The sequence below is a fragment of the Flavobacterium qiangtangense genome, from assembly GCF_042658345.1.
Classification (GTDB): Bacteria; Bacteroidota; Bacteroidia; order Flavobacteriales; family Flavobacteriaceae; genus Flavobacterium; species Flavobacterium qiangtangense.
In genome coordinates, this window is the sequence record NZ_JBHSQB010000009.1 from 253,023 (window position 1) to 273,805 (window position 20,783).

The following is a 20,783-nucleotide window of genomic DNA, read 5'->3' on the forward strand; positions in this document are numbered from 1 at the left end:
AAAATGGAGAGAAGAGTAGTTATCACGGGAATGGGAATTCATTCCTGCATCGGGACATCGCTAGACGAAGTGAAGCAATCTTTATATGAAGGAAAATCAGGAATTGGTTATGACGAAGAACGAAAAGAATTCGGATTTCGTTCGGCCTTAACCGGAATTGTTCCAAAACCAGACTTAAAAAATCTGCTAAACAGAAGACAGAGAATCAGCATCGGCGAAGAAACCGAATACGCTTATATGGCGACAATTCAAGCTTTGGAACAAGCCAAAATCGATGACAATTTCTTGGATAACAATGAAGTCGGAATTCTTTACGGAAACGACAGCGTTTCAAAAGCAATCATCGAAGCCACAGACATAGTTCGAGAAAAAAAAGATACAGCATTAATCGGTTCTGGAGCTATTTTTAAGTCGATGAATTCTACGGTAACCATGAATTTATCTACCATTTTCAGATTAAAAGGAATCAATTTGACCGTCAGCGCGGCGTGTGCCAGCGGTTCGCATTCCATCGGAATGGGTTATTATTTGATAAAAAGCGGATTGCAAGACACCATAATTTGCGGTGGCGCTCAAGAAATAAACAAATATGCGATGAGCAGTTTCGACGGATTAGGCGTTTTTTCTCCAGATGAAGCCGAACCGGCAAAAGCTTCAAGACCTTTTGATTCGTCTAGAAACGGCCTGATTCCAAGTGGCGGCGGCGCAACTTTGATTTTAGAAAGTTATGAATCTGCGGTAAAACGTGGCGCTCCGATTTTGGCAGAAATCATCGGCTACGGATTTTCTTCCAACGGCGACCATATTTCAACGCCAAATGTTGAAGGTCCTTCAAAAGCGATGCAAAAAGCACTTGACCAAGCTGGAATAAAAGCGTCAGACGTAGATTACATCAACGCTCACGCGACTTCCACGCCGGTTGGCGATGAAAATGAAGCGAAGGCAATTTTTGAAATTTTTGGCGAAAGCAATCCTTATGTAAGTTCCACAAAATCAATGACAGGCCACGAATGCTGGATGGCCGGCGCAAGCGAAGTCATTTATTCAATTTTGATGATGCAAAACAATTTCATCGCGCCAAACATCAATCTCGAAACACCAGATGAAAACTCAGAAAAATTAAATATTGCTAAAAATACGATTAATAAAGAAATTAATATATTTTTGTCCAATTCTTTCGGATTTGGAGGCACAAATTCCGCATTAATCGTAAAAAAGATATAACCCCAGCAGATGAACAAAGCAGATATTATCGAAAAAATAAACGGATTCCTTTCAGACGAATTCGAAGTTGACATTGAAACCATCGAGCCAGACGCCGTTTTAAAAGACACGTTAGGCCTTGATAGTCTTGATTATGTTGACCTTGTTGTGACTGTGGAATCGAATTTCGGAGTAAAATTGGGTGAAGCAGATTTCGTCGGAATTTCAACTTTCGAAAATTTTTATGATTTGATACAAAACAAAATTAAGAACAAATAGCATTTTTTTTAGAATCCAAGCAATAGGCGTTTTTTAAACCATTTTCCCGCCATCCGCTATATCTTTTCTCCCGAAAAAAATCGGGAAGAAAAGGATGCCGCTTCTGTCGGGGATATAAAACAAACAATAGGCCTTTTTTAAACTTTTGTACGCTCACAGAACCTGTTACGTTTCGCAAAAAACATAACAGGTTTTTTTAGTATTATTGTCATTTGTTGCAAAAACAAATTTGGAAATATTCTCAGAATCTATAAATTTTAATAACTGTTCAAAGCCACCAAAAAAATAATTCGTGTAAATTCGTGTAATTAGTGGCAAATAAATAATTTCAAATGAGCAAATGGGATGGTAAATCCAAAGGAGGCGTTTTAGGTTACCAAATATTCGTGTTCTTAATCAAGACTTTCGGCGTGAGAGTCGCCTATTTTATATTATATTTCGTTGCCACCTATTATTTTCTTTTCCTCAAAAAGAGCAATAGGGTGATGTTTTATTATTTCCAAAAAAGACTTGGGTACTCCAATTTGAAAGCCAGAAAAATGGTCTTCAAAAACTATTTTGCTTTCGGCCAAACCTTGATTGACAAAACAGCAATCGCTTCCGGAATGCGTGAAAAATTCACTTACGAATTCGACGGAATCGAAACCTTGCAAAAACTTTTAGCCGAAAAAAAAGGTGGCGTTTTAATCAGCGCCCACATCGGAAACTTTGAAATCAACGAATATTTTTTCAACGACATTGATTTTGACCTCGAAATAAATGTCGTCACTTCAGATACCGAACATCGCGCTATCAAAGAATATCTGGAAAGTGTTTCACAAAAAACAAATGCCAAATTCATTATCGTTAAAGATGATTTGTCCCATATTTTTGAAATAAATACTGCGCTTGCAAAAAACGAACTCGTTTGTTTCACAGGCGACCGATATATTGAAGGAACAAAAAGCATCAAAGAAACTTTCCTGGGCGAAGAGGCAAATTTCCCAGCCGGACCGTTTTTGATTGCATCAAGATTAAAAGTTCCGGTGGTTTTCGTTTATGTAATGAAAGAGCCAAAACTGCATTATCATTTATACGCAAGAGTCGCCGAAGTCACGCACAGAAACGACCGTGAACTACTGAAAACATACATCAAAAGCGTCGAATCGATGCTGAAAAAATATCCGTTGCAATGGTTTAATTATTTTGATTTTTGGGACCAGTTTCCGGATAAAAAATAAAAAATCACCACAGATTCGCAGATTTTTTGATTTGTTAATCTTGAAATAATAATTGGAAAATAAATCTTAAAATCTGCGGTGTAAAGAGACAGAAGAAACCAAATTTCAACGATTTCGAACATTCCTTAGTTACCTAACATTTCTGAACATGATGGATAAAAATTGTAAACTTTGTGTAAGTAGAAAAGCTGATAAAAGTAACTCTCACATTATTCCGAAATTTATGGGGAAAGGCCTCTATGAAGATATACAGCCTAAACATGCAATAATAGTAAATAAACTAGGAAAAGTTAGAAAGGAACAAGATACACCCAAAGAAGACAATCTACTTTGCGCTCAATGCGAAAAGCGCTTAGAAAAAATTGAAACATATTTTGCAGGAGTTTTTAGAGATTTAGGAAATATTCAGAGTTCTAAAAGAAAATACAAATTAGATAATTTATTCGGACAAGATTACTTAATCTGTGAAGAACTTAATCCATCGCTTTATAAACTATTTGTTTATTCGATAATTTGGCGATTATCCGTTTGTGAAATTTACGAATTTGGAGCCTTCAAATTATCAAAAGAAATCGAGGAAGAACTCAGACTATTTTTAGATGCTAATTTGACGGATACTCACAAAGAACTCATGGAAATTAATTTAGAGTTTTACCCTCTTTACCATAATATTCTAATTAAACCGAAAAGCAAGATAAGAGGATATTTTATGGCTTTTCAATCGAGCAACTTTACATTTAGTATCTTCACAGTTGATTATGCAATATTATTTTATGTAAATGAACGAGAATTGGTAAAAGGATTAGAACATTTCAGTAATAACAATGAAAATCCTGTCAAAATAATTTTAGGCAACGATAAAACTTGGATGGAATGGAATAATTTGGTATTTGCACAAATGCTAAAGAATTGAAACGTTAGTGGCCAAACGGAATTTAATATCGGTAGGAATAATGCATTTTTTGATTTTTACCTGAAGAAACTATACACATAAACAATAAGAATCTGCGGTAGAAAAAGCCAGAAAAATGGAAGAATTTGATTCAATAATTATAGGTTCTGGAGCTGGCGGATTGGCCACAGCTTTGTGTTTGGCGCGAGCGGGACAGAAAGTTTTGGTTTTGGAACAACATTCCGTTCCTGGCGGTTGGTGCCACAGTTTCACGCTGAACGGCCAGCGTTTCAGCCCCGGAGTTCACTATATCGGACTTTTGGACGAAGGGCAATCGACCAATGATTTGTACAAAGGTTTGGGCGTGGCAAACGACATTATTTTCTTTCGGATGAAAAAAGAAAGTTATGACCATTGCCTTATCGGAGACAAAAAATATGACTTCCCAGCAGGAATTGAAAACTTAGAATCTAGCTTAATTCTCCATTTTCCGAAGGAAGAAAAAAACATCAAAGAATATCTTTTCCTGATAAAAAAAGTCAACGAACAGTTGCAAATGATTCCGAAATTAAAAGGTTTTTGGCAACATCTGATTGTTCCTTACACGATGAAACATTTTGGGAAATTTGCACTTTTCAACTTAAAACGAGTGATTGATTGGCACATCAAAGACCCAGAATTAAAGGCAGTTTTGAACGCGCAATGTGGCGACCACGGTTTGCCACCAAGTCGGGCGAGTTTTCCGGTGCATTGTTCGGTGATGAATCATTATTTTGACGGCGGATTTTACCCAATGGGTGGCGGAAGTGGTATCGTAAAAGCAATGACCACAAAAATAAAAAGCTACAACGGCGTGGTGAGAACGCAACAATCCGTGGAAAAAATATTGGTAGAAAATAAAAAAGCCTACGGAATCCAATTGGCTGACGGAACAAAAATCTTGGCCAAAAATATTATTTCAAATGCCGACCCATCAACGACTTATGTTAAATTCATTGGAAAAGAAAACATCAGCAAAAGCCTTGCGAAGAAATTAGAAAACACCAAATATTCAGTGACTTCGCTGATTTTATTTCTGACTTTAGATATGGATGTTTCCAAAGCAGGAATTGATTCTGGTAATATTTGGAAATATAAATCAGAAGATATTGACGGTCATTTTGAAACCTTGACCAAAGGAAATATTTTGGAAGGTGACGAATTTCCGGCTTTCTTTTTTAGTTGCACAACGATGAAAGACCCGGTGAGTTTCAACGGAAGATATCACAATTTTGAAGTCGTGACGTATGTGGATTATGACAGTTTTAAAGATTTTAATAATTCAGAAGAGTATCATTCGCCAGAATACGAAGCGTTTAAAAAGCGAATCATCGAGAAGTTTATGAACAGCATCGAAAAAATTATTCCAGAAGCCAAAAATCATGTGGTTCAAGCCGAATTGGGAACGCCAAAAACCAACCAATTTTATATAAAATCCACAAGAGGAAATGTATACGGAACCGAAAAAACGCTCCGCCAAATTGGACCTTTTGCTTATAAAAATAAAACTGAAATCGAAAATCTTTTCTTGTGTGGCGCAAGCACTTTATCGCACGGAGTTACTGGCGCGACGTATTCAGGAATTGCAACGGCTTCCAAGATTTTGAACATTCCTTTTGATGATTTATTGGTAAAAGATGAAGGTCAAAAAATAACGATTTATGATGCGGAAGACCCATCGACTTGGGACGAATTCATCCATAGAAAAAGGGAAGATAAAATCAGGACTTTCAAGGAAATAAAAATTAATTAACATCAAATAACTGTTGTTGTTTTTATATTTGCTTTAAAACAAAATCCCAATTAATGAAAAATGTTCTCGTCATTCATTATTCGCAATCCGGACAATTGAGCGAAATTGCTAGAAATATTGCGAAACCGCTTCTTGAAAATCCAGATATTGACGTTTCATTTCATACGATAGAACCCGTAAAGCCGTTTCCTTTTCCTTGGAATAAAGATACTTTTTTTGACGTTTTCCCTGAATCTTTCCTTCAGATTCCAACCGATTTAAAGCCTGTTCCAGAAGAAATTCTGAACAAAAAATATGACTTGATTTTGTTTTCGTATCAAGTTTGGTATTTGACGCCATCGATTCCGGCGAACTCATTTTTGAAATCTCCAGAAGCTAAAAAACTCCTTGAAAATACACCAGTTGTAACAATTATCGCTTGCCGAAACATGTGGGCTTTGGCACAAGAAAAAGTCAAAAAATTATTGAAAGCAAACAACGCCGATTTAAAAGGAAACCTCGCATTCATTGACAGAGCGGGAAATTTAATCAGCGTAATCACGATTGTGGATTGGATGTTTTCGGGCGTAAAAAAGAAATATTTGGGAATTTTTCCATTGCCGGGAGTTTCTCAAAAAGATATTGATGAAGCTGATAAATTTGGGAAAATCATCAACGAAAGTTTAGACAAAAATAATCTTGAAAATCTCCAAGAAAAATTGGTACAAAACAACGGAGTTTATGTGAGTCCGTATCTTGTGAACGTTGATAAAAAAGGAAATTTTATCTTCAGCAAATGGTCAAAATTCATAAAATCTAGAAAAAATACAAGAAGTTCTTGGCTCAAGGTTTTTTATGTGTATTTATTCCTCGCAATTTGGGTAATCTCACCAATTGTCTATATCTTGCACGTGTTAACTTACCCTTTTACGTTCAAAAAAAGGAAAAACGCCATTAAATATTATCAAAGTGTCTGACACTTGAATTATCGCAAAACGCTATGTTTGAAGTATATATCACAAAATCCGGAAAATATTTGCCTAATGAACCCATTTCAAATGACGAAATGGAAAATTACCTGGGAAAAGTAAATGACACCGCATCGAAGGCGAGACGGCTGATTTTAAGAAACAACGGAATTCAATCACGCTATTACGCCATTGATGAAACCGGAAAGATCACGCACACGAATGCCGATTTGACCAACCGCGCCATCGAAGAATTGTATGATGAAAGTTTTACAAAAAAAGATGTAGAATTGCTTTCTTGCGGGACTTCCACGCCTGATAATCTGCTTCCGTCGCATGCGGTGATGGTGCACGGATTGATGAAAAATCATTCGGTGGAACTGAATTCTTCGTCAGGAGTTTGCTGTGCGGGAATGAATTCGCTGAAATATGGTTTCCTTTCTATAAAATCTGGAAACACAAAAAACGCAATCTGCACAGGTTCTGAGCGCGTTTCGTCTTGGCTGAAAGCCGATAAATATAATAATGAAGTTGTCAATCTTCAGAAATTGCAAGAACAGCCAGTTATTGCCTTCAAAAAAGACTTTCTTCGTTGGATGCTTTCTGACGGAGCGGGTGCTTTTTTATTGGAAAACCAACCAAAAGGAGACATTTCACTTCGAATTGATTGGATGGAATCGTACTCGTTTGCCTTCGAATTGGAAGCGTGTATGTATGCCGGCGGAGACAAATTAGAAAACGGAGAAATCAAGCCTTGGAGCGATTATTCTTCGGAAGAATGGCTGAACGAATCGGTTTTTTCCATCAAGCAAGATGTGAAAGAATTAGACAAATATATTTTGAAAAAAGGTTCGGATTGTATCCAAACAACCTTGGAAAAACATAAAATGAATCCGTCAGATTTTGACCATTTCTTGCCTCACGTGTCGTCGAATTATTTTGTAGATAAATTTTACAATGCGATGATTTCACGCGGTATGGATTTTCCAAAAGAAAAATGGTTTATGAATTTGTCGCGCGTTGGAAACGTGGGTTCGGCTTCGATTTATTTGATGGTTGAAGAATTGATGAATTCTGGCAAATTAAAAAAAGGAGAAAAAATCCTATTGATAGTTCCAGAAAGTGGCCGTTTTTCTTATGCTCACGCTTGTTTAACTGTTTGCTAAATTTTTATGGAACCTATTTTAGAGAAAAATAAAGTCGAAGAATTGTTGCCTCAAAAGTTTCCTTTTGTGATGGTAGATAGCCTTTTTTCGTACGAAGAAACCGCGCTGACTTCTGGTTTTACGATTAAGGAAGATAATATTTTTGCAGACAACGGAAGTTTTGCCGAAGCTGGATTAATTGAGCACATGGCGCAATCGGTGGCTTTGCATACGGGCTATAATTTTTTTCTAAAAAAGGAACAGGCGCCAACAGGTTACATCGGTTCGATTAAGGAAATTGTAATCCATGAAATTCCGAAAATCAACGATAAAATTGTGACTGAAGTTAAAATTCTTCAAGAATTTATGGGAATAACTTTGGTGGATATTTCAACCAAATTGAATGATAAAGAAATTGCTTTTGGGCAAATGAAAACTGTTTTGGCTAAATAAATGAGCGCGACAATCGACATACAGCATTTTCTTCCACATCGAAAACCGATGCTTATGGTCGATTTAATACTGGAATTAAATAAAGAAAAAGTAAAGACGACTTTTGAAATTTTGCCCGAAAATATATTTGTAGAAAATGGCTATTTCGCAGAAGTCGGGTTGATTGAAAACGCCGCGCAGACGTGTTCGTCAATTGTCGCACAATCTTATTTTGACAAGGCCGATTTAGAAAATAAAGATAAAAAAGACGTCATCGGATTTATCAGTTCGATTAAGACTTTAAAAGTATATTCGTTGCCAAAAGCAGGCGAAAAAATTGAAACGATTGCTACTCTGATTGCCAGTTTTGTTACCGAAATGTACACGACTTGCACAATGAAATGCGAGACTTTTTGTGGCGAAGATTTTTTGATGGAATGCGAAATTAATTTATTCATAAAGGAAAAAGCAGATGAAAAAGGAGGAAGTGCCACAAGATAAAAGCAATCTTTCTTCCATTAATATGAAGGAATTGTGTTATGCGGTTGACGAAAACGGCAACTATACCACAGCTTTAAGCGAAGGTTGGGAACCAAAAACAATCGCGCTTGACAATTCAATGCAATTGATAAATGAACGAATTGAAGACGCAAAAAATCAAGTTTTAAAAGGAGAAGCAAGCCCGATTTTATATTTTATGGAATTGCATCGAATGGACGAAGGTATTCTGGCAAGTTATGTCGGGAAGTGGGTTTGGCAAGTTAAAAGACATTTTAAACCGAACGTTTTCAGGAGCTTAAACGAAAAATTGCTTCAAAAATATGCCGACGCTTTTGGGATTTCAACAGATGATTTAAAAAATTTTAAAATAGACTAATGCAACTGGATTTTAAACATCATCAGTCCGCACATTGTGAAAACGGCGTGGCTTCTAATCTTTTGAAAGACAAAGGAATAAATATCAGTGAGCCGATGGTTTTTGGTATCGGTTCGGGACTTTTTTTCGTGTATCTTCCGTTTATAAAGGTGAATCACGCGCCAGTTGTGAGTTACAGACCATTGCCAGGAATGATTTTCAATAAGCTTGCAAAACGTCTTGGAATCAAAATTAAAAGAATAAAATTTTCTTCGGAAGCCAGTGCCAACAAAGCTTTGGAAGAAAATCTAAAAAATAATATTCCCACAGGTTTGCAAGTCGGAGTTTACAATCTGACTTATTTCCCAGATGAATATCGCTTTCATTTCAATGCGCATAATTTGGTGGTTTACGGAAAAAACGATGGTCAATATCTGATTTCAGACCCGGTTATGGAACACGTAACCACACTTTCTGAAGATGAATTGAACAAGGTTCGCTTTGCCAAAGGCGCGTTTGCTCCAAGAGGTCAGATGTATTATCCGATTCATATTCCGGTGGAAATTAATTACGAAAAAGCAATTATTACAGCGATAAAAGATACGTGCCGAAATATGCTGGCTCCGATTCCAATTGTTGGAGTAAAAGGAATCAAATTTGTTTCAAGACAAATCAGAAAATGGCCTGTCAAACATGGCAATAAAAAAGCAAATCATTACCTCGCGCAACTCGTGAGAATGCAGGAAGAAATTGGAACTGGGGGCGGTGGTTTCCGTTTTATTTACGCTGCGTTTTTGCAAGAAGCTTCTGTTCGATTAAAGAATGAAGAATTGCGAAAATTAGCTACCGAAATGACTGAAATCGGTGATTTATGGAGAGATTTTGCCGTCCAAGCGTCACGAGTTTACAAAAACAGGAGTGCTCAAAATGATGTGTATAATATGTTGGCAGACAATTTATTAGACATCGCCAATCGCGAAGAAATTTTCTTCAAAAAACTTAAAAAGGCAATCTAATGGAAAGCCCGATTATCCAGATAAAATCCCTTTCAAAACAATACAGAGATGCCGATATTTTCTCTGTAGATAAGCTGTCTTTGGATGTCAAGAAAGGCGAAATTTTTGGATTATTAGGTCCGAATGGAGCGGGAAAAACCACTTTAATTTCAATGCTTTGCGGATTGATAAAGCCAACTTCGGGAGAATTTTATATAAACGGACTTTCGTATAAAAACGATTCTAAAAATATCAAGAAAATAATAGGGGTTGTGCCTCAAGAATACGCATTATATCCAACATTAACCGCAAGAGAAAACTTGGAATATTTCGGTGCAATGTATGGCTTGAAAGGCAATGATTTAAAAGAAAAAGTGGTCGAAAGTCTTGATTATCTTGGGCTTTTAAAATTTGCCGATAAAAAAATCGATACGTATTCTGGCGGCATGAAACGCAGAGTAAATCTCATCGCAGGAATTCTTCATAAACCGACCGTTTTATTTTTAGATGAACCGACCGTTGGCGTTGACGTTCAATCGAAAAACGTGATTATTGACTATCTAAAAAAGTTAAATTCTGAAGGAACGACGATAATTTATACTTCGCACCATTTGATTGAAGCGCAAGATTTTTGTACCCAAATTGCAATTATCGACGCCGGAAAAATCTTTGCTGAAGGAACACCTGAAAACTTAATTTCAGAGACAGAAAACGCACATAATTTAGAAGACGTTTTTATTTCATTAATCGGAAAAGAACTTCGCGACAATGTATAAACTCTGGAGTTCCATAAAAAAAGAAGTGTTATTGCTCAAACGAGATTTGGGCGGATTGGTCATACTTTTCGTGATGCCGTTGGTATTGATAATCACGATTACGTTGATTCAAGACAGCACTTTTAAAACGGTAAACGACTCAAAAATTCCAATTTTGATTGTGGATAATGACAACGGCGAAGTTTCAAAAGTCATCCGAAAAAATTTGGAAGAAAGCAATTCCTTTGAAGTGATTTCTAAACCAAATGAAAACGAAGCAAAAGACTTAGTTCTCAAAGGAAAATACCAACTTGCCATCGTAATTCCGACAAAGTTATCCACGGATTTACAATTAAAAGTAAACCAAAATGTCAACAAAATAGTTTCAGAATTTGGAATGACAGATTCTACAGATGTTTCTTCAGACCAGAAAATTGACGCTAAAGAAGTCAAACTTTATTTTGACCCGGCGGTACAATCCACATTTAAAAATGCCGTAAAAAGTTCTATCGACAAAATGATTTCTCAAATTGAAACCAAATCGATTTACAGCGCTTTTCAAGAACAATTGGGCGAAGACGAAACCGCATTCCAGCAAGAAAATTTTATCACTTTTAAAGAAATTACGCCCAAAAAAGGCGATAAAGAAATTATCCCAAATTCAACACAGCACAACGTTCCGGCTTGGACACTTTTTGCGATATTTTTTATCGTAATTCCGCTGTCTATCAACATTGTAAAAGAAAAAAACCAAGGAACAATGATTCGTTTGCGAACCAATCCGGTTTCTTATTTTACGGTAATCGCCGGAAAAACAATCACTTTTTTGGTCATTTGCATGGTGCAATTTTACCTGATGGTAGCCGTCGGTGTTTACTTATTTCCACAAATTAATTTGCCCGCTTTACAAGTCGAAGGCATTTTAGGACTGATGAGCATTGTCGCACTTTTTGCAGGTTTCGCAGCCATCGGATTCGGAATTTTATTAGGCACAATCGCCAAAACGCAAGAACAATCAGCGCCATTCGGAGCCACTTCGGTAGTTATTTTAGCAGCAGTTGGTGGCGTTTGGGTTCCTGTTTTTGCAATGCCAAAAATTATGCAAGTCATCGCCGGAATTTCTCCAATGAATTGGGGACTTAACGCGTTTTATGACGTCATTTTAAGAAACGCAACATTCCTCGATATCGTTCCAGAAATCAGTTATTTATTCCTGTTTTTTATCGCAATGATATTGATTTCACTATTTTATGATGAGAAAAAAAGAGCAGTATAACGAAGCCGAATATCTGACCGTTTCTGAAGAAATCAGAATCAGATTCAATGAAACCGACCCGCTGGGAATCGTGTGGCACGGCTATTATATCACTTATTTTGAAGACGGACGCGAAGCTTTTGGCAGAAAACACGGCATTTCATACCTCGATATTCACAAATCAGGTTACACAACGCCCATCGTAAAATCAAGTTGCGAACACAAATTGACATTAAAATATGGCGACGTCATCCGAATCGAAACCTCGATAATTGACACGCCGGCCGCCAAAATAATATACAGATTTAAAATTTTTGACAGCGATAACCAGCTCGCTTGCACCGGCGAAACCGTTCAGGTTTTTGTCGATGCCGAAGGAAATCTGTCACTAAATATCCCGCCATTTTATGAAGAATGGAAACGAAAAGTGGGACTATTAAAATAATTTGAAACGAAAGTTCAGGCATTTGGAGAATCCATTTTCCCGCTGTCTGCAGTAGCTTTTCCTGCGAACCCCGCAGAAAAAGGCTACTGCCGCCCATCGGGGTTAGAGGAGAAACCATTTGAATTTCGAGAAACGCCAGTACCAAGCAATGCCAAGAGAAACCTACATAACAGCAACAAACTGCATCACGCCACTGGGTTTTGATGTGGAAACTAACATGCAAAATATTGAAAAAGGCATTTCAGGAATTTTAGAACACAACAATGAAAAATTCTCCCAAAACACTTTTTTAGGAGCAATCATAAATGATTCTGAATTAGAAATAGCTTTCAAAAAAATAAGCGAAGTTGAAGGTTTTACGAAGTTAGAAAAAATGCTAATTTTAGCTTTGAAACCAATTATTCAAAGAAATCCAACCGAAAAAACAGCGCTAATTCTTTCCACCACAAAAGGAAATATTTCAGAATTAAATACATCTTCCGAAGAAATTTCAGAAAAAGTATATCTCCAAAATTTAGCAAAAACAATAGCCGATTTCTTTGATTTTAAAACAGAACCAATTGTAGTTTCAAACGCCTGCGTTTCGGGAATTTTGGCTGTTGCAACGGCAAAAAGATTAATTCAAGCCGAAATTTATGACGATGCTTATGTAATTGCCGGCGATGAATTTTCAGAATTTGTATTTTCAGGATTTACCTCTTTTCAAGCTTTGAGCGACAAGCCGTGCAAACCTTACGACGAATCAAGAAACGGACTAAATTTAGGCGAAGCAACTGCGTCAGTTTATATTACTTCTGATAAAAATCAAGTAAAAAAAGACGCTATGAAAATCAGTGGCGATGGCGCAATTAACGATGCGAATCACATTTCTGGTCCGTCACGAACGGGCGAAGGACTTTTTAGAAGTATCGAAAGCGCTTTGAAAGAAGCCAAAATCAAGAGTTCAGAAATCCAATTTATTTCCGCCCACGGAACCGCAACTATATATAATGATGAAATGGAATCGATTGCTTTTTCACGATTGGATTTACAAAATGTTCCAATAAATAGTTTGAAAGGTTATTACGGCCACACTTTGGGAGCTTCCGGATTATTGGAAACCGTCATCGGAATTGAGTCTTTAAAACGAAATAGATTGTACAAATCGTTAGGTTTTGAAAATCCAGGAACTTCCGAAAAAATAAATGTCATTACCGAAAATAAAGATGCTGAAATCAGTTGTTTCTTGAAAACAGCTTCGGGTTTTGGCGGTTGCAACACAGCGGTTATCTTTGAAAAAATTTAGATGGAAAGCAAAACCTACATACAATCGTATTGCAAAATTGAAAAAAATGCAATTTGGCTGAACGGAGAAAAAATCTTCGAATCAGATGATTTGGCGTTTCCAGAATTTGCAAAAGAAGCTTACAAACATTTTGAGATTTCATATCCAAAGTTCTTCAAAATGGACAGTTTAAGCAAAATAGCTTTTCTGGCTTCTGAATTAATTTTCAAAGGAAAAATAAACCCTGAAATCGAGAACGATATTGCCTTGCTTTTTGCCAATAAATCATCAAGTTTGGATACCGATTTTAAATACCAAGAATCGATTTCTGATAAAAAGGAGTATTTTCCGAGTCCGGCGGTTTTTGTTTACACACTTGCAAATATCTGCATGGGCGAAATTAGCATCAAGAATCAGCTAAAAAGTGAAAATTGTTTCTTTATATTTGACACGTTTAATTCAGAATTTATGGCAAATTACGCCAATATTTTGTTGAAAACAGAAAAATCTGAAAAAGTGCTTTGTGCTTGGACAGAATTATATAAAGAAGATTACGAGGTATTTATGTATCTTGTTTCCAACGAAAATTTGGGCGAAACTTTAGAAAACACAAAAGAAAACTTAGAAAATTTATATAAAAAATAATTATGGAAGCATTAAAATTAGAGCTAAAAGAAAAAATCATCAATCTTTTGAATCTTGAAGATGTGAATGTGGATGAAATTCAAGATACGGATGCGCTTTTTGGCGACGGATTAGGCCTAGATTCTATCGACGCTTTGGAGCTGATTGTGATGCTTGACAAAGATTATGGAATCAAATTATTGGACCCAAAAGAAGGAAAAGCGATTTTTCAATCGATTAATTCAATGGCGTCTTACATCACTGAACACAGAACAAAATAACAGATGAGCAAAGTTGCCATAACCGGAATGGGAATTATTTCTGCTATAGGAAATTCTGTGGAAGAAAATCTTAATGCCTTGCTGAACGCGACTTCTGGGATTTCGACTATTGAAAATATAGATACAAATCACGAGAATGCGATTAAAGTGGGCGAGATAAAAATGACCAATCTTGAGTTGTCGCAACTGCTAGATTTGCCTGAAGATAATAATTTTTCGAGAACGTCTTTGCTCGGACTTTTTGCTGCAAAACAAGCCGTAAAAAATGCCGGAATCGAAAATATCAACGAACATAAAACCGGATTAATTTCTGCCACAAGCGTTGGTGGCATGGATATGACCGAGCGCTTTTTCTATGATTTCATTGAAAATGAAGAAAATCGCCGTTATATTTTGACCAATGATGCCGGAGATTCTTCGCATAAAATTGCGGATAATTTAGGTTTGGAAGGAATCGTGACGACCATAAGCACGGCGTGTTCGTCGTCTGCCAATGCGATTATGCTTGGCGCAAGATTGATTAAATCTAAGAAATTAGACCGCGTGATTGTTGGCGGAACAGACGCTTTGGCAAAATTCACCATCAACGGTTTTAAGACGCTGATGATTTTGTCAGACACTTTTAACACGCCATTTGACAACGACCGAAAAGGTTTAAATCTTGGCGAAGCGGCCGCTTATTTGGTTTTAGAATCGGATGAAATTGTTCAAAAAGAAGGCAAAAAAGTATTGGCGTACGTTGCTGGTTATGGAAATGCCAACGATGCTTTTCACCAAACGGCTTCTTCAGAAAATGGCGAAGGCGCTTATTTGGCAATGGAAAAAGCACTTAAAATCGCCAATCTAAAACCTGAAAACATAGATTATATCAACGCTCACGGAACGGCAACTCAAAATAATGATTTGTCAGAAGGAAGAGCGATTCAAAATATTTTTGGTCAAAATGTTCCCGATTTTAGCTCTACAAAACCGTTCACTGGACACACTTTGGCGGCAGCTGCGGCGATTGAAGCGGTTTACAGTATTTTGGCCTTGCAAAAAAACATCATTTTTCCAAACTTGAATTTTAAGACAAAAATGGAGGAATTAAATTTGGTTCCTGTGACTGAATTGAAAGAAAAAAACATCGAAAATGTGTTGTCCAATTCATTCGGTTTTGGAGGAAATTGTTCAACCGTAATCTTCTCAAAAAGCTAAATGAAAAAAGTATATATCAATGGTTTGGGATGTATTTCTTGCCAAAAGACTTTTGATTCTGTCTTTTTGGAGGAAGCTGAAATTGAAAAAAATCAGAACGTTTTAACCGCAAAAGAACCGGTTTACAAAGATTATATTTCGCCTGGCGCAAGCCGAAGAATGGCAAAAGGCGTGAAAAATGGAATTGTGGCTTCGGCGATGGCGATGAAAGATGCGAACGTTTCAAATCTTGACGCCATCATTACCGGAACGGGTTTGGGTTGTATCGAAGATTCTGAAAAATTCTTGAAATCCATTATTGATAATAAGGAAGAATTTTTGACGCCAACGTCTTTTATTCAATCGACCCACAACACTGTTGGCGGTCAAATCGCGCTTGGTTTGCAATGCAAAGCCTATAATTTTACGTATGTAAACGGCGGAATTTCCTTTGAATCAGCTTTGCTTGACGCGAAAATGCAATTGGAATTGGATGAATCAGAAACGATTTTGGTTGGAGGAATTGACGAATCGGCTGATTTTACAACGCAGTTTTTCAAGATTGCTAAAGTCATAAAAAGTGACGACGAGAGAAACATTTCCATTTTAGATAAAAAAACAAAAGGACACGTTGCCGGAGAAGGCGCTTCTTTTTTTGTTTTGGAAAATAAAAAAACCGAGAATTCTTATGCAGAAATTGCTTCGATTTCTGTTGTAAATACTTTAGAGCCAAATCAAATTGAAAACCAAATAAAGGATTTTTTAACTGAGAATTCCTTAGAAATAAATGATATTGACGCAGTTATTTTAGGAATTAATGGAGACATAAATTTCGATAACTATTACGACGATATTTCTGAAAATCTCTTTAAAAATACGCCACAAGTGTATTACAAACACTTGTCTGGCGATTATCACACGGCTTCTTCCTTCGGATTTTATGTAGCTTCAAAAATTTTGAAATTGCAAGAAATTCCAGAAATTATTCGGATGAATTCTGTTGAAAAACGCGATTACAAAAACGTTTTATTATACAATCAATATTTGGGGAAAGATCACAGTTTTATACTTTTAAAGCAATGCTAACACATAAAAGCAATACTTTTTTCTTGCTTGCGGTTTTATTTCTATTGTCGGTTTTAAGTTTTTACATAGAAATAAAATGGTACTATTTTGTGCTGGTTTTTTTGTTTTGGTTATTGATTGCAGTCGCTGGTTCGGGGTTGATTCGTATGAACTATCACTTGAAAGCACGTTCCAGGAGTTTTACTTCCGAAAGGAAAGTCGCCATAACTTTTGACGACGGACCCACTTTAATTACGCCAGAAGTTTTGGATATTTTAAAGAAAAATAATATTAAAGCTACCTTTTTTTGCATCGGACAAGAAATTGAAAAATATCCTGAAATCTTTGACAGAATTATCGCGGAAGGACATTTGGTCGGAAATCATTCCTTTACACATTCCAAGAAAATCGGGCTGTTTTCTAAGGAAAAAATGATGGAAGAAATTGCTTCCACGGATATTTCAATCGCCAAGTTTTTAGGCAAAAAGCCAAACTATTATCGCCCGCCGTTTGGAGTTACAAATCCAAATATTGCAAAAGCTTTAAAGTTATCAAAACACTATGTTATTGGCTGGAACGTTCGATCTTTAGACACCAAAATTAAATCAGAAAAGAAGATTTTAAAACGTATAAAATCCAGAATTTCTCCGGGCTCGATTATTTTATTGCACGACACTTCTTTAAAATCGGTGCGGGTTTTGGAACAATTATTGGTATTTTTACAAGAAAATAATTATGAAGCGGTTACGGTAGAACAGCTTCTGAAAATTCCTGCTTATGAAAATTAAAATGTTAACTGCAATACTTTTTTTATGCTCGATTGCTGGCTTTTCGCAAGAACAGAAAATGTCTGAAAGCGAGATTTCCAGCTTTAAAAGTGCGGTAAATTCCACGGCAAAAAGCACCAAAACATTGACTACAGATTTTACGCAATACAAACATTTAGACTTCCTTGAAAAAGATATTGAAACGTCTGGGAAGATGAATTTTAAAGCTCCGGGGTCGCTCCAATGGGAATATTTGAAGCCATACAAATACAGTATTGTTTTTAAAAACAACAAGATTTACATCAATGACGCTGGCAAAAAAAGCAACATTGACAACAATAAGATGTTTGATAAATTGAACAAATTAATCGTGGGAAGCGTAAACGGAAATATGTTTGATGACAAAGAATTTGCGATTTCATATTTCAAAACAAAGGATTTCAATATCACTAAATTGCTTCCAAAAGATGCGACTTTAAAGAAATATATCAAGCAGATGGAACTTTATTTTGACAAATCGAGCAACACCGTTTCTCAAGTGAAAATGATAGAATCTTCGAACGACTTCACAAAAATCGTCTTTAAAAACAAATCAATCAATGCAAAAATCGACGATTCCGTTTTTAATAATTAGCTTTTTTCTGTTGGTTTTATCGAACTCTTGCGCGGTAAAAACGGTGAAGGATTTTGACAAAACTGCCGTTTCTTCGGAAATATTTACGGCGCCATACTTCTTAGATAAATCTATCGATTACGTTTATAAATCAAGTATTTCAGTTTATGCGCGAGATTTCGGAGGCATTTTTATAGCCAAAAAAATCAACGATACCACTCACCGAATCGTTTTCACGACAGAATTTGGAAATAAATTATTCGATTTTGAAATCTCCGGAAACGAGTTCAAAGTCAATTTTATTTTGGAAGAATTGGACCGAAAAATCATCTTGAATATGCTGAAACGCGATTTTACGCTTTTGCTTAAAAAGGAATTTGTTGTCGAAGAGCAATTTGAAAATGAAAATTTTACGGTTTTGAAATCCCTTGAAAATAATCGAATCAATTTTTTATTTGTAGGGAAAAAATCTTTAAAACTCGAAAAATTAGTGCATTCCACAAAATCAAAAGAGAAAATAAGTATTGAATATTTGTCAGAAAATAATACTTTAGCTGATAAAATAATAATTGACCACAAAAACATTAAATTAAGAATTGAACTTAATTATTTGAAAAACTAAACTTTCCCCACTATGAAAAAACTTATTATTGCTACATTATTTTTATGTTTTGGAATTGCAAAAACGAATGCACAAGTTACGGTAAAACCGGGTGTTAAAGCTGGTTTGAATCTTTCTTCATTGACCAATTCTGAAGCTGATAGCCGAACAGATTTTTATGCTGGGGGGTTTGTCGATATCAAATTAGCTAGTTTTTATACGTTGTCACCAGAGATAATTTATTCTCGCCAAGGAGCTACAGTCAACAATTATTTTGATGAATTATATTTTCCAAATCCTGACGACCCAGCGTTTCGTTCCAGAAGTTTTGATCTCGAATTGCAGTACGTTTCGATTGGCGTGATGAATAAATTCAGAATTGTTGAAGGTTTTCATGCGATGGTTGGTCCGTCTTTTGATTTTAAAGTTGGTGATAATTTAGATAATGATGATTTGATTGATTTTGACTTGGCGATTTTAGGAGGTCTGGGTTACACTTTTCCAATTGGTTTGACGGTTGAAGCTCGTTTCAAGCAAGGTTTGGCTGATATTTTTGGAGATAATTACAGCTATAATTATGATTATGATGACAATTATAATGATAATTTAGACCACATTAAATTGAACCAAGTTTTGCAATTTGGAGTTTCTTACGCATTCTAATTTTTCAAACTGCTATGAAAAAATTAGTACTAATTGCAATTTTTTGTTCTTTAGGAGTTTCTGAAATGAACGCGCAAGTAACTTTCAAACCCGGAATCAGAGGTGGTTTAAATTTGACAAGCATCACACAATCGCGCGGTGATTTTAAGCCGACTTTTTACGTTGGCGCGCTTGGTGAAATTAAATTGACGCGAAGATATGGGTTGCAACCCGAAATTATCTATTCGAGTCAAGGTTCTAACAACATAATTACAGAAAATTACGATTACAATACCGGAGTCAATTTTAGAAGTAAAAAAGATGTAGAAATAAATTACATTTCGCTTTCGATGTTAAATAAATTTTACATCGTTAACGGATTTCACGCGGTCGTGGGGCCAACATTAGATTTTATGGTCAGCGATAATTTGGTTGCGCACGATTCTGATGTCGATTTGGGAATTGGCTTCGGTCTTGGATACACTTTGCCGTCGGGTTTAACGTTCGAGGCACGGTTTAAAAAAGGAGTTGTTTACGTTTTAGAAAGTGAATATTATCAAAGCGGAAGCGACTTTTTTTTCGGTGACTACAACACAAATATCCTTTTCCAATTCGGAGTTTCATACGCTTTCAACTTAAAAAGTAAAAAAGAATAATGCTATTAAAAGATTTTTACGAAGTTCAATTAATCGATAAAGTTTCAGATACAAAGTATTTTGCAACAATCATTTTGAACGAAAAACACGAGGTTTTCAAAGGACATTTTCCGGGAAATCCGGTGACTCCAGGAGTTTGTATGATGCAAATTATCAAAGAGTTAACCCAAGAAGTTACTGGTTTTTCATTGCAATTGAAAAGTTCCAATAATGTGAAATTTATGGCGCTAATTAATCCAGAGGAAACGCCAGAATTAAGATTAGAATTAGAAATTCTGCCAAATGAAGACGAAGTGAAAGTAAAAAACACGACTTCTTTTGGCGAAACTGTGGCATTAAAATTAAGCAATACTTACAAAAAAATCTAAAGTTGAAAACGATAATTTTAGTTGCATCTTTGTTCCTATTTGTTGTTACTCCAGAACTTTCGGAAGTCAGAAAACAGTACACAAATGCCATTGATTCAAAGGCAAATGCAGAGAAATTTTATAAATTATTAGAAAGCGTTTCAAAGGAAGATTCAAAAACTTTGGTCGCTTATAAAGGAGCTTCTATCGCATTGCAAGCCAAATTTTCTCCAAAAAAAGAAGACAAGAAAAAGCAATTTATTGAGGGAACACAACTTTTAGATTTTGCCTTAAAAAATGATGCAAAGAATTTAGAAATCAGGTTAATTCGGTTAAGCATCCAAGAAAACACGCCGAAAATAATGAAATATAAAGGAAACATCGCTGAAGACAAACAGTTCATTGTTTCCAATTTTTCAAAGCAAAATAATTCGCTGAAAGAATTTGTGAAATTGTACTTAAAACAATCCAAAGTTTTTTCGGCAGAAGAGAAAGCCACAATGCAGTAAACGTCTGTTTGCCAAAGCAAAA

26 protein-coding genes are annotated in these 20,783 nt (G+C 35.9%); all 26 read left to right on the plus strand.

The features are described 5' to 3' along the window. Positions 1-3 precede the first annotated feature (3 nt). The 26 genes from ACFPVY_RS12965 to ACFPVY_RS13090 all read left to right on the plus strand — a co-directional run bounded on the left by ACFPVY_RS12965 (position 4) and on the right by ACFPVY_RS13090 (position 20,761). Positions 4-1,224, plus strand: a complete 1,221-nt coding sequence (locus ACFPVY_RS12965) for a beta-ketoacyl-[acyl-carrier-protein] synthase family protein (protein WP_379792519.1) — start codon at positions 4-6, stop codon at positions 1,222-1,224. Positions 1,225-1,233: 9 nt separating this feature from the next. Beyond that, a complete protein-coding gene (locus tag ACFPVY_RS12970) occupies positions 1,234-1,482 on the plus strand; it encodes an acyl carrier protein (protein ID WP_379792520.1) in 249 nt (82 codons plus the stop codon). A gap of 332 nt (positions 1,483-1,814) precedes the next feature. Further along, positions 1,815-2,702 (plus strand): LpxL/LpxP family acyltransferase, encoded by an 888-nt coding sequence (locus tag ACFPVY_RS12975; RefSeq protein ID WP_379792521.1) that lies wholly within the window; start codon positions 1,815-1,817, stop codon positions 2,700-2,702. Between the two features lie 148 nt (positions 2,703-2,850). Continuing rightward, positions 2,851-3,615 carry a hypothetical protein gene (locus ACFPVY_RS12980; protein WP_379792522.1) on the plus strand — a complete coding sequence of 255 codons (765 nt, stop codon included), beginning with the start codon at positions 2,851-2,853 and terminating at the stop codon, positions 3,613-3,615. 115 nt (positions 3,616-3,730) lie between these two features. After that, complete coding sequence (locus ACFPVY_RS12985) at positions 3,731-5,386, plus strand: phytoene desaturase family protein (protein ID WP_379792523.1); 1,656 nt, start codon at positions 3,731-3,733, stop codon at positions 5,384-5,386. Between the two features lie 53 nt (positions 5,387-5,439). Further along, positions 5,440-6,342, plus strand: coding sequence for a dialkylrecorsinol condensing enzyme DarA (locus ACFPVY_RS12990; RefSeq protein ID WP_379792524.1), 903 nt, complete (start codon positions 5,440-5,442; stop codon positions 6,340-6,342). A 23-nt stretch (positions 6,343-6,365) separates the two neighbouring features. Then, positions 6,366-7,499: a dialkylresorcinol biosynthesis protein DarB gene (gene darB / locus ACFPVY_RS12995; protein WP_379792525.1), complete on the plus strand. Its 1,134-nt coding sequence runs from the start codon at positions 6,366-6,368 to the stop codon at positions 7,497-7,499. Between the two features lie 6 nt (positions 7,500-7,505). Beyond that, positions 7,506-7,931, plus strand: a complete 426-nt coding sequence (locus tag ACFPVY_RS13000) for a hotdog family protein (protein WP_379792526.1) — start codon at positions 7,506-7,508, stop codon at positions 7,929-7,931. After that, a complete protein-coding gene (locus ACFPVY_RS13005; protein WP_379792527.1) occupies positions 7,932-8,411 on the plus strand; it encodes a hotdog family protein in 480 nt (159 codons plus the stop codon). After that, positions 8,383-8,787, plus strand: coding sequence for a flexirubin biosynthesis protein DarG (gene DarG, locus ACFPVY_RS13010; protein ID WP_379792528.1), 405 nt, complete (start codon positions 8,383-8,385; stop codon positions 8,785-8,787). The genes ACFPVY_RS13005 and DarG overlap by 29 nt, the downstream gene beginning before the upstream one ends. Continuing rightward, positions 8,787-9,782 carry a BtrH-related acyltransferase DarH gene (darH, locus tag ACFPVY_RS13015; protein WP_379792529.1) on the plus strand — a complete coding sequence of 332 codons (996 nt, stop codon included), beginning with the start codon at positions 8,787-8,789 and terminating at the stop codon, positions 9,780-9,782. Before DarG ends, darH begins: the two co-directional genes overlap by 1 nt. Continuing rightward, positions 9,782-10,537, plus strand: coding sequence for an ABC transporter ATP-binding protein (locus ACFPVY_RS13020; protein WP_379792530.1), 756 nt, complete (start codon positions 9,782-9,784; stop codon positions 10,535-10,537). The genes darH and ACFPVY_RS13020 overlap by 1 nt, the downstream gene beginning before the upstream one ends. Continuing rightward, positions 10,530-11,792, plus strand: coding sequence for an ABC transporter permease (locus tag ACFPVY_RS13025; RefSeq protein ID WP_379792531.1), 1,263 nt, complete (start codon positions 10,530-10,532; stop codon positions 11,790-11,792). The genes ACFPVY_RS13020 and ACFPVY_RS13025 overlap by 8 nt, the downstream gene beginning before the upstream one ends. After that, positions 11,767-12,216 (plus strand): acyl-CoA thioesterase, encoded by a 450-nt coding sequence (locus ACFPVY_RS13030; RefSeq protein ID WP_379792532.1) that lies wholly within the window; start codon positions 11,767-11,769, stop codon positions 12,214-12,216. The genes ACFPVY_RS13025 and ACFPVY_RS13030 overlap by 26 nt, the downstream gene beginning before the upstream one ends. Positions 12,217-12,334: 118 nt before the next feature. Continuing rightward, positions 12,335-13,501 (plus strand): beta-ketoacyl-[acyl-carrier-protein] synthase family protein, encoded by a 1,167-nt coding sequence (locus ACFPVY_RS13035; protein WP_379792533.1) that lies wholly within the window; start codon positions 12,335-12,337, stop codon positions 13,499-13,501. Beyond that, a complete protein-coding gene (locus ACFPVY_RS13040) occupies positions 13,502-14,125 on the plus strand; it encodes a 3-oxoacyl-ACP synthase (protein ID WP_379792534.1) in 624 nt (207 codons plus the stop codon). It abuts the gene before it with no gap. Between the two features lie 2 nt (positions 14,126-14,127). Then, the gene (locus ACFPVY_RS13045; protein ID WP_379792535.1) at positions 14,128-14,385 is read left to right on the plus strand and encodes a phosphopantetheine-binding protein; all 258 of its coding nucleotides are present in this window, start codon (positions 14,128-14,130) and stop codon (positions 14,383-14,385) included. A gap of 3 nt (positions 14,386-14,388) precedes the next feature. Continuing rightward, positions 14,389-15,582, plus strand: a complete 1,194-nt coding sequence (locus ACFPVY_RS13050) for a beta-ketoacyl-[acyl-carrier-protein] synthase family protein (RefSeq protein ID WP_379792536.1) — start codon at positions 14,389-14,391, stop codon at positions 15,580-15,582. After that, positions 15,583-16,647, plus strand: a complete 1,065-nt coding sequence (locus ACFPVY_RS13055) for a beta-ketoacyl synthase N-terminal-like domain-containing protein (RefSeq protein ID WP_379792537.1) — start codon at positions 15,583-15,585, stop codon at positions 16,645-16,647. After that, positions 16,641-17,414, plus strand: coding sequence for a polysaccharide deacetylase family protein (locus ACFPVY_RS13060; protein WP_379792538.1), 774 nt, complete (start codon positions 16,641-16,643; stop codon positions 17,412-17,414). The genes ACFPVY_RS13055 and ACFPVY_RS13060 overlap by 7 nt, the downstream gene beginning before the upstream one ends. Next, entirely contained in the window at positions 17,404-18,027 is a 624-nt protein-coding gene (gene lolA2 / locus ACFPVY_RS13065; protein ID WP_379792539.1) for a flexirubin biosynthesis/transport protein LolA2, read from the plus strand. The genes ACFPVY_RS13060 and lolA2 overlap by 11 nt, the downstream gene beginning before the upstream one ends. Further along, positions 17,993-18,628 (plus strand): flexirubin biosynthesis protein LolB2, encoded by a 636-nt coding sequence (gene lolB2, locus ACFPVY_RS13070; RefSeq protein ID WP_379792540.1) that lies wholly within the window; start codon positions 17,993-17,995, stop codon positions 18,626-18,628. The genes lolA2 and lolB2 overlap by 35 nt, the downstream gene beginning before the upstream one ends. A gap of 12 nt (positions 18,629-18,640) precedes the next feature. Further along, positions 18,641-19,270: a porin family protein gene (locus ACFPVY_RS13075; protein ID WP_379792541.1), complete on the plus strand. Its 630-nt coding sequence runs from the start codon at positions 18,641-18,643 to the stop codon at positions 19,268-19,270. Between the two features lie 14 nt (positions 19,271-19,284). Then, positions 19,285-19,905, plus strand: a complete 621-nt coding sequence (locus ACFPVY_RS13080; protein ID WP_379792542.1) for an outer membrane beta-barrel protein — start codon at positions 19,285-19,287, stop codon at positions 19,903-19,905. Further along, positions 19,905-20,273 (plus strand): ApeI family dehydratase, encoded by a 369-nt coding sequence (locus tag ACFPVY_RS13085; RefSeq protein ID WP_379792543.1) that lies wholly within the window; start codon positions 19,905-19,907, stop codon positions 20,271-20,273. Before ACFPVY_RS13080 ends, ACFPVY_RS13085 begins: the two co-directional genes overlap by 1 nt. Positions 20,274-20,275: 2 nt before the next feature. Continuing rightward, on the plus strand, positions 20,276-20,761 hold the full coding sequence (locus tag ACFPVY_RS13090) for a hypothetical protein (RefSeq protein ID WP_379792544.1): 486 nt from the start codon (positions 20,276-20,278) through the stop codon (positions 20,759-20,761). The last annotated feature ends 22 nt before the right edge of the window (positions 20,762-20,783 follow it).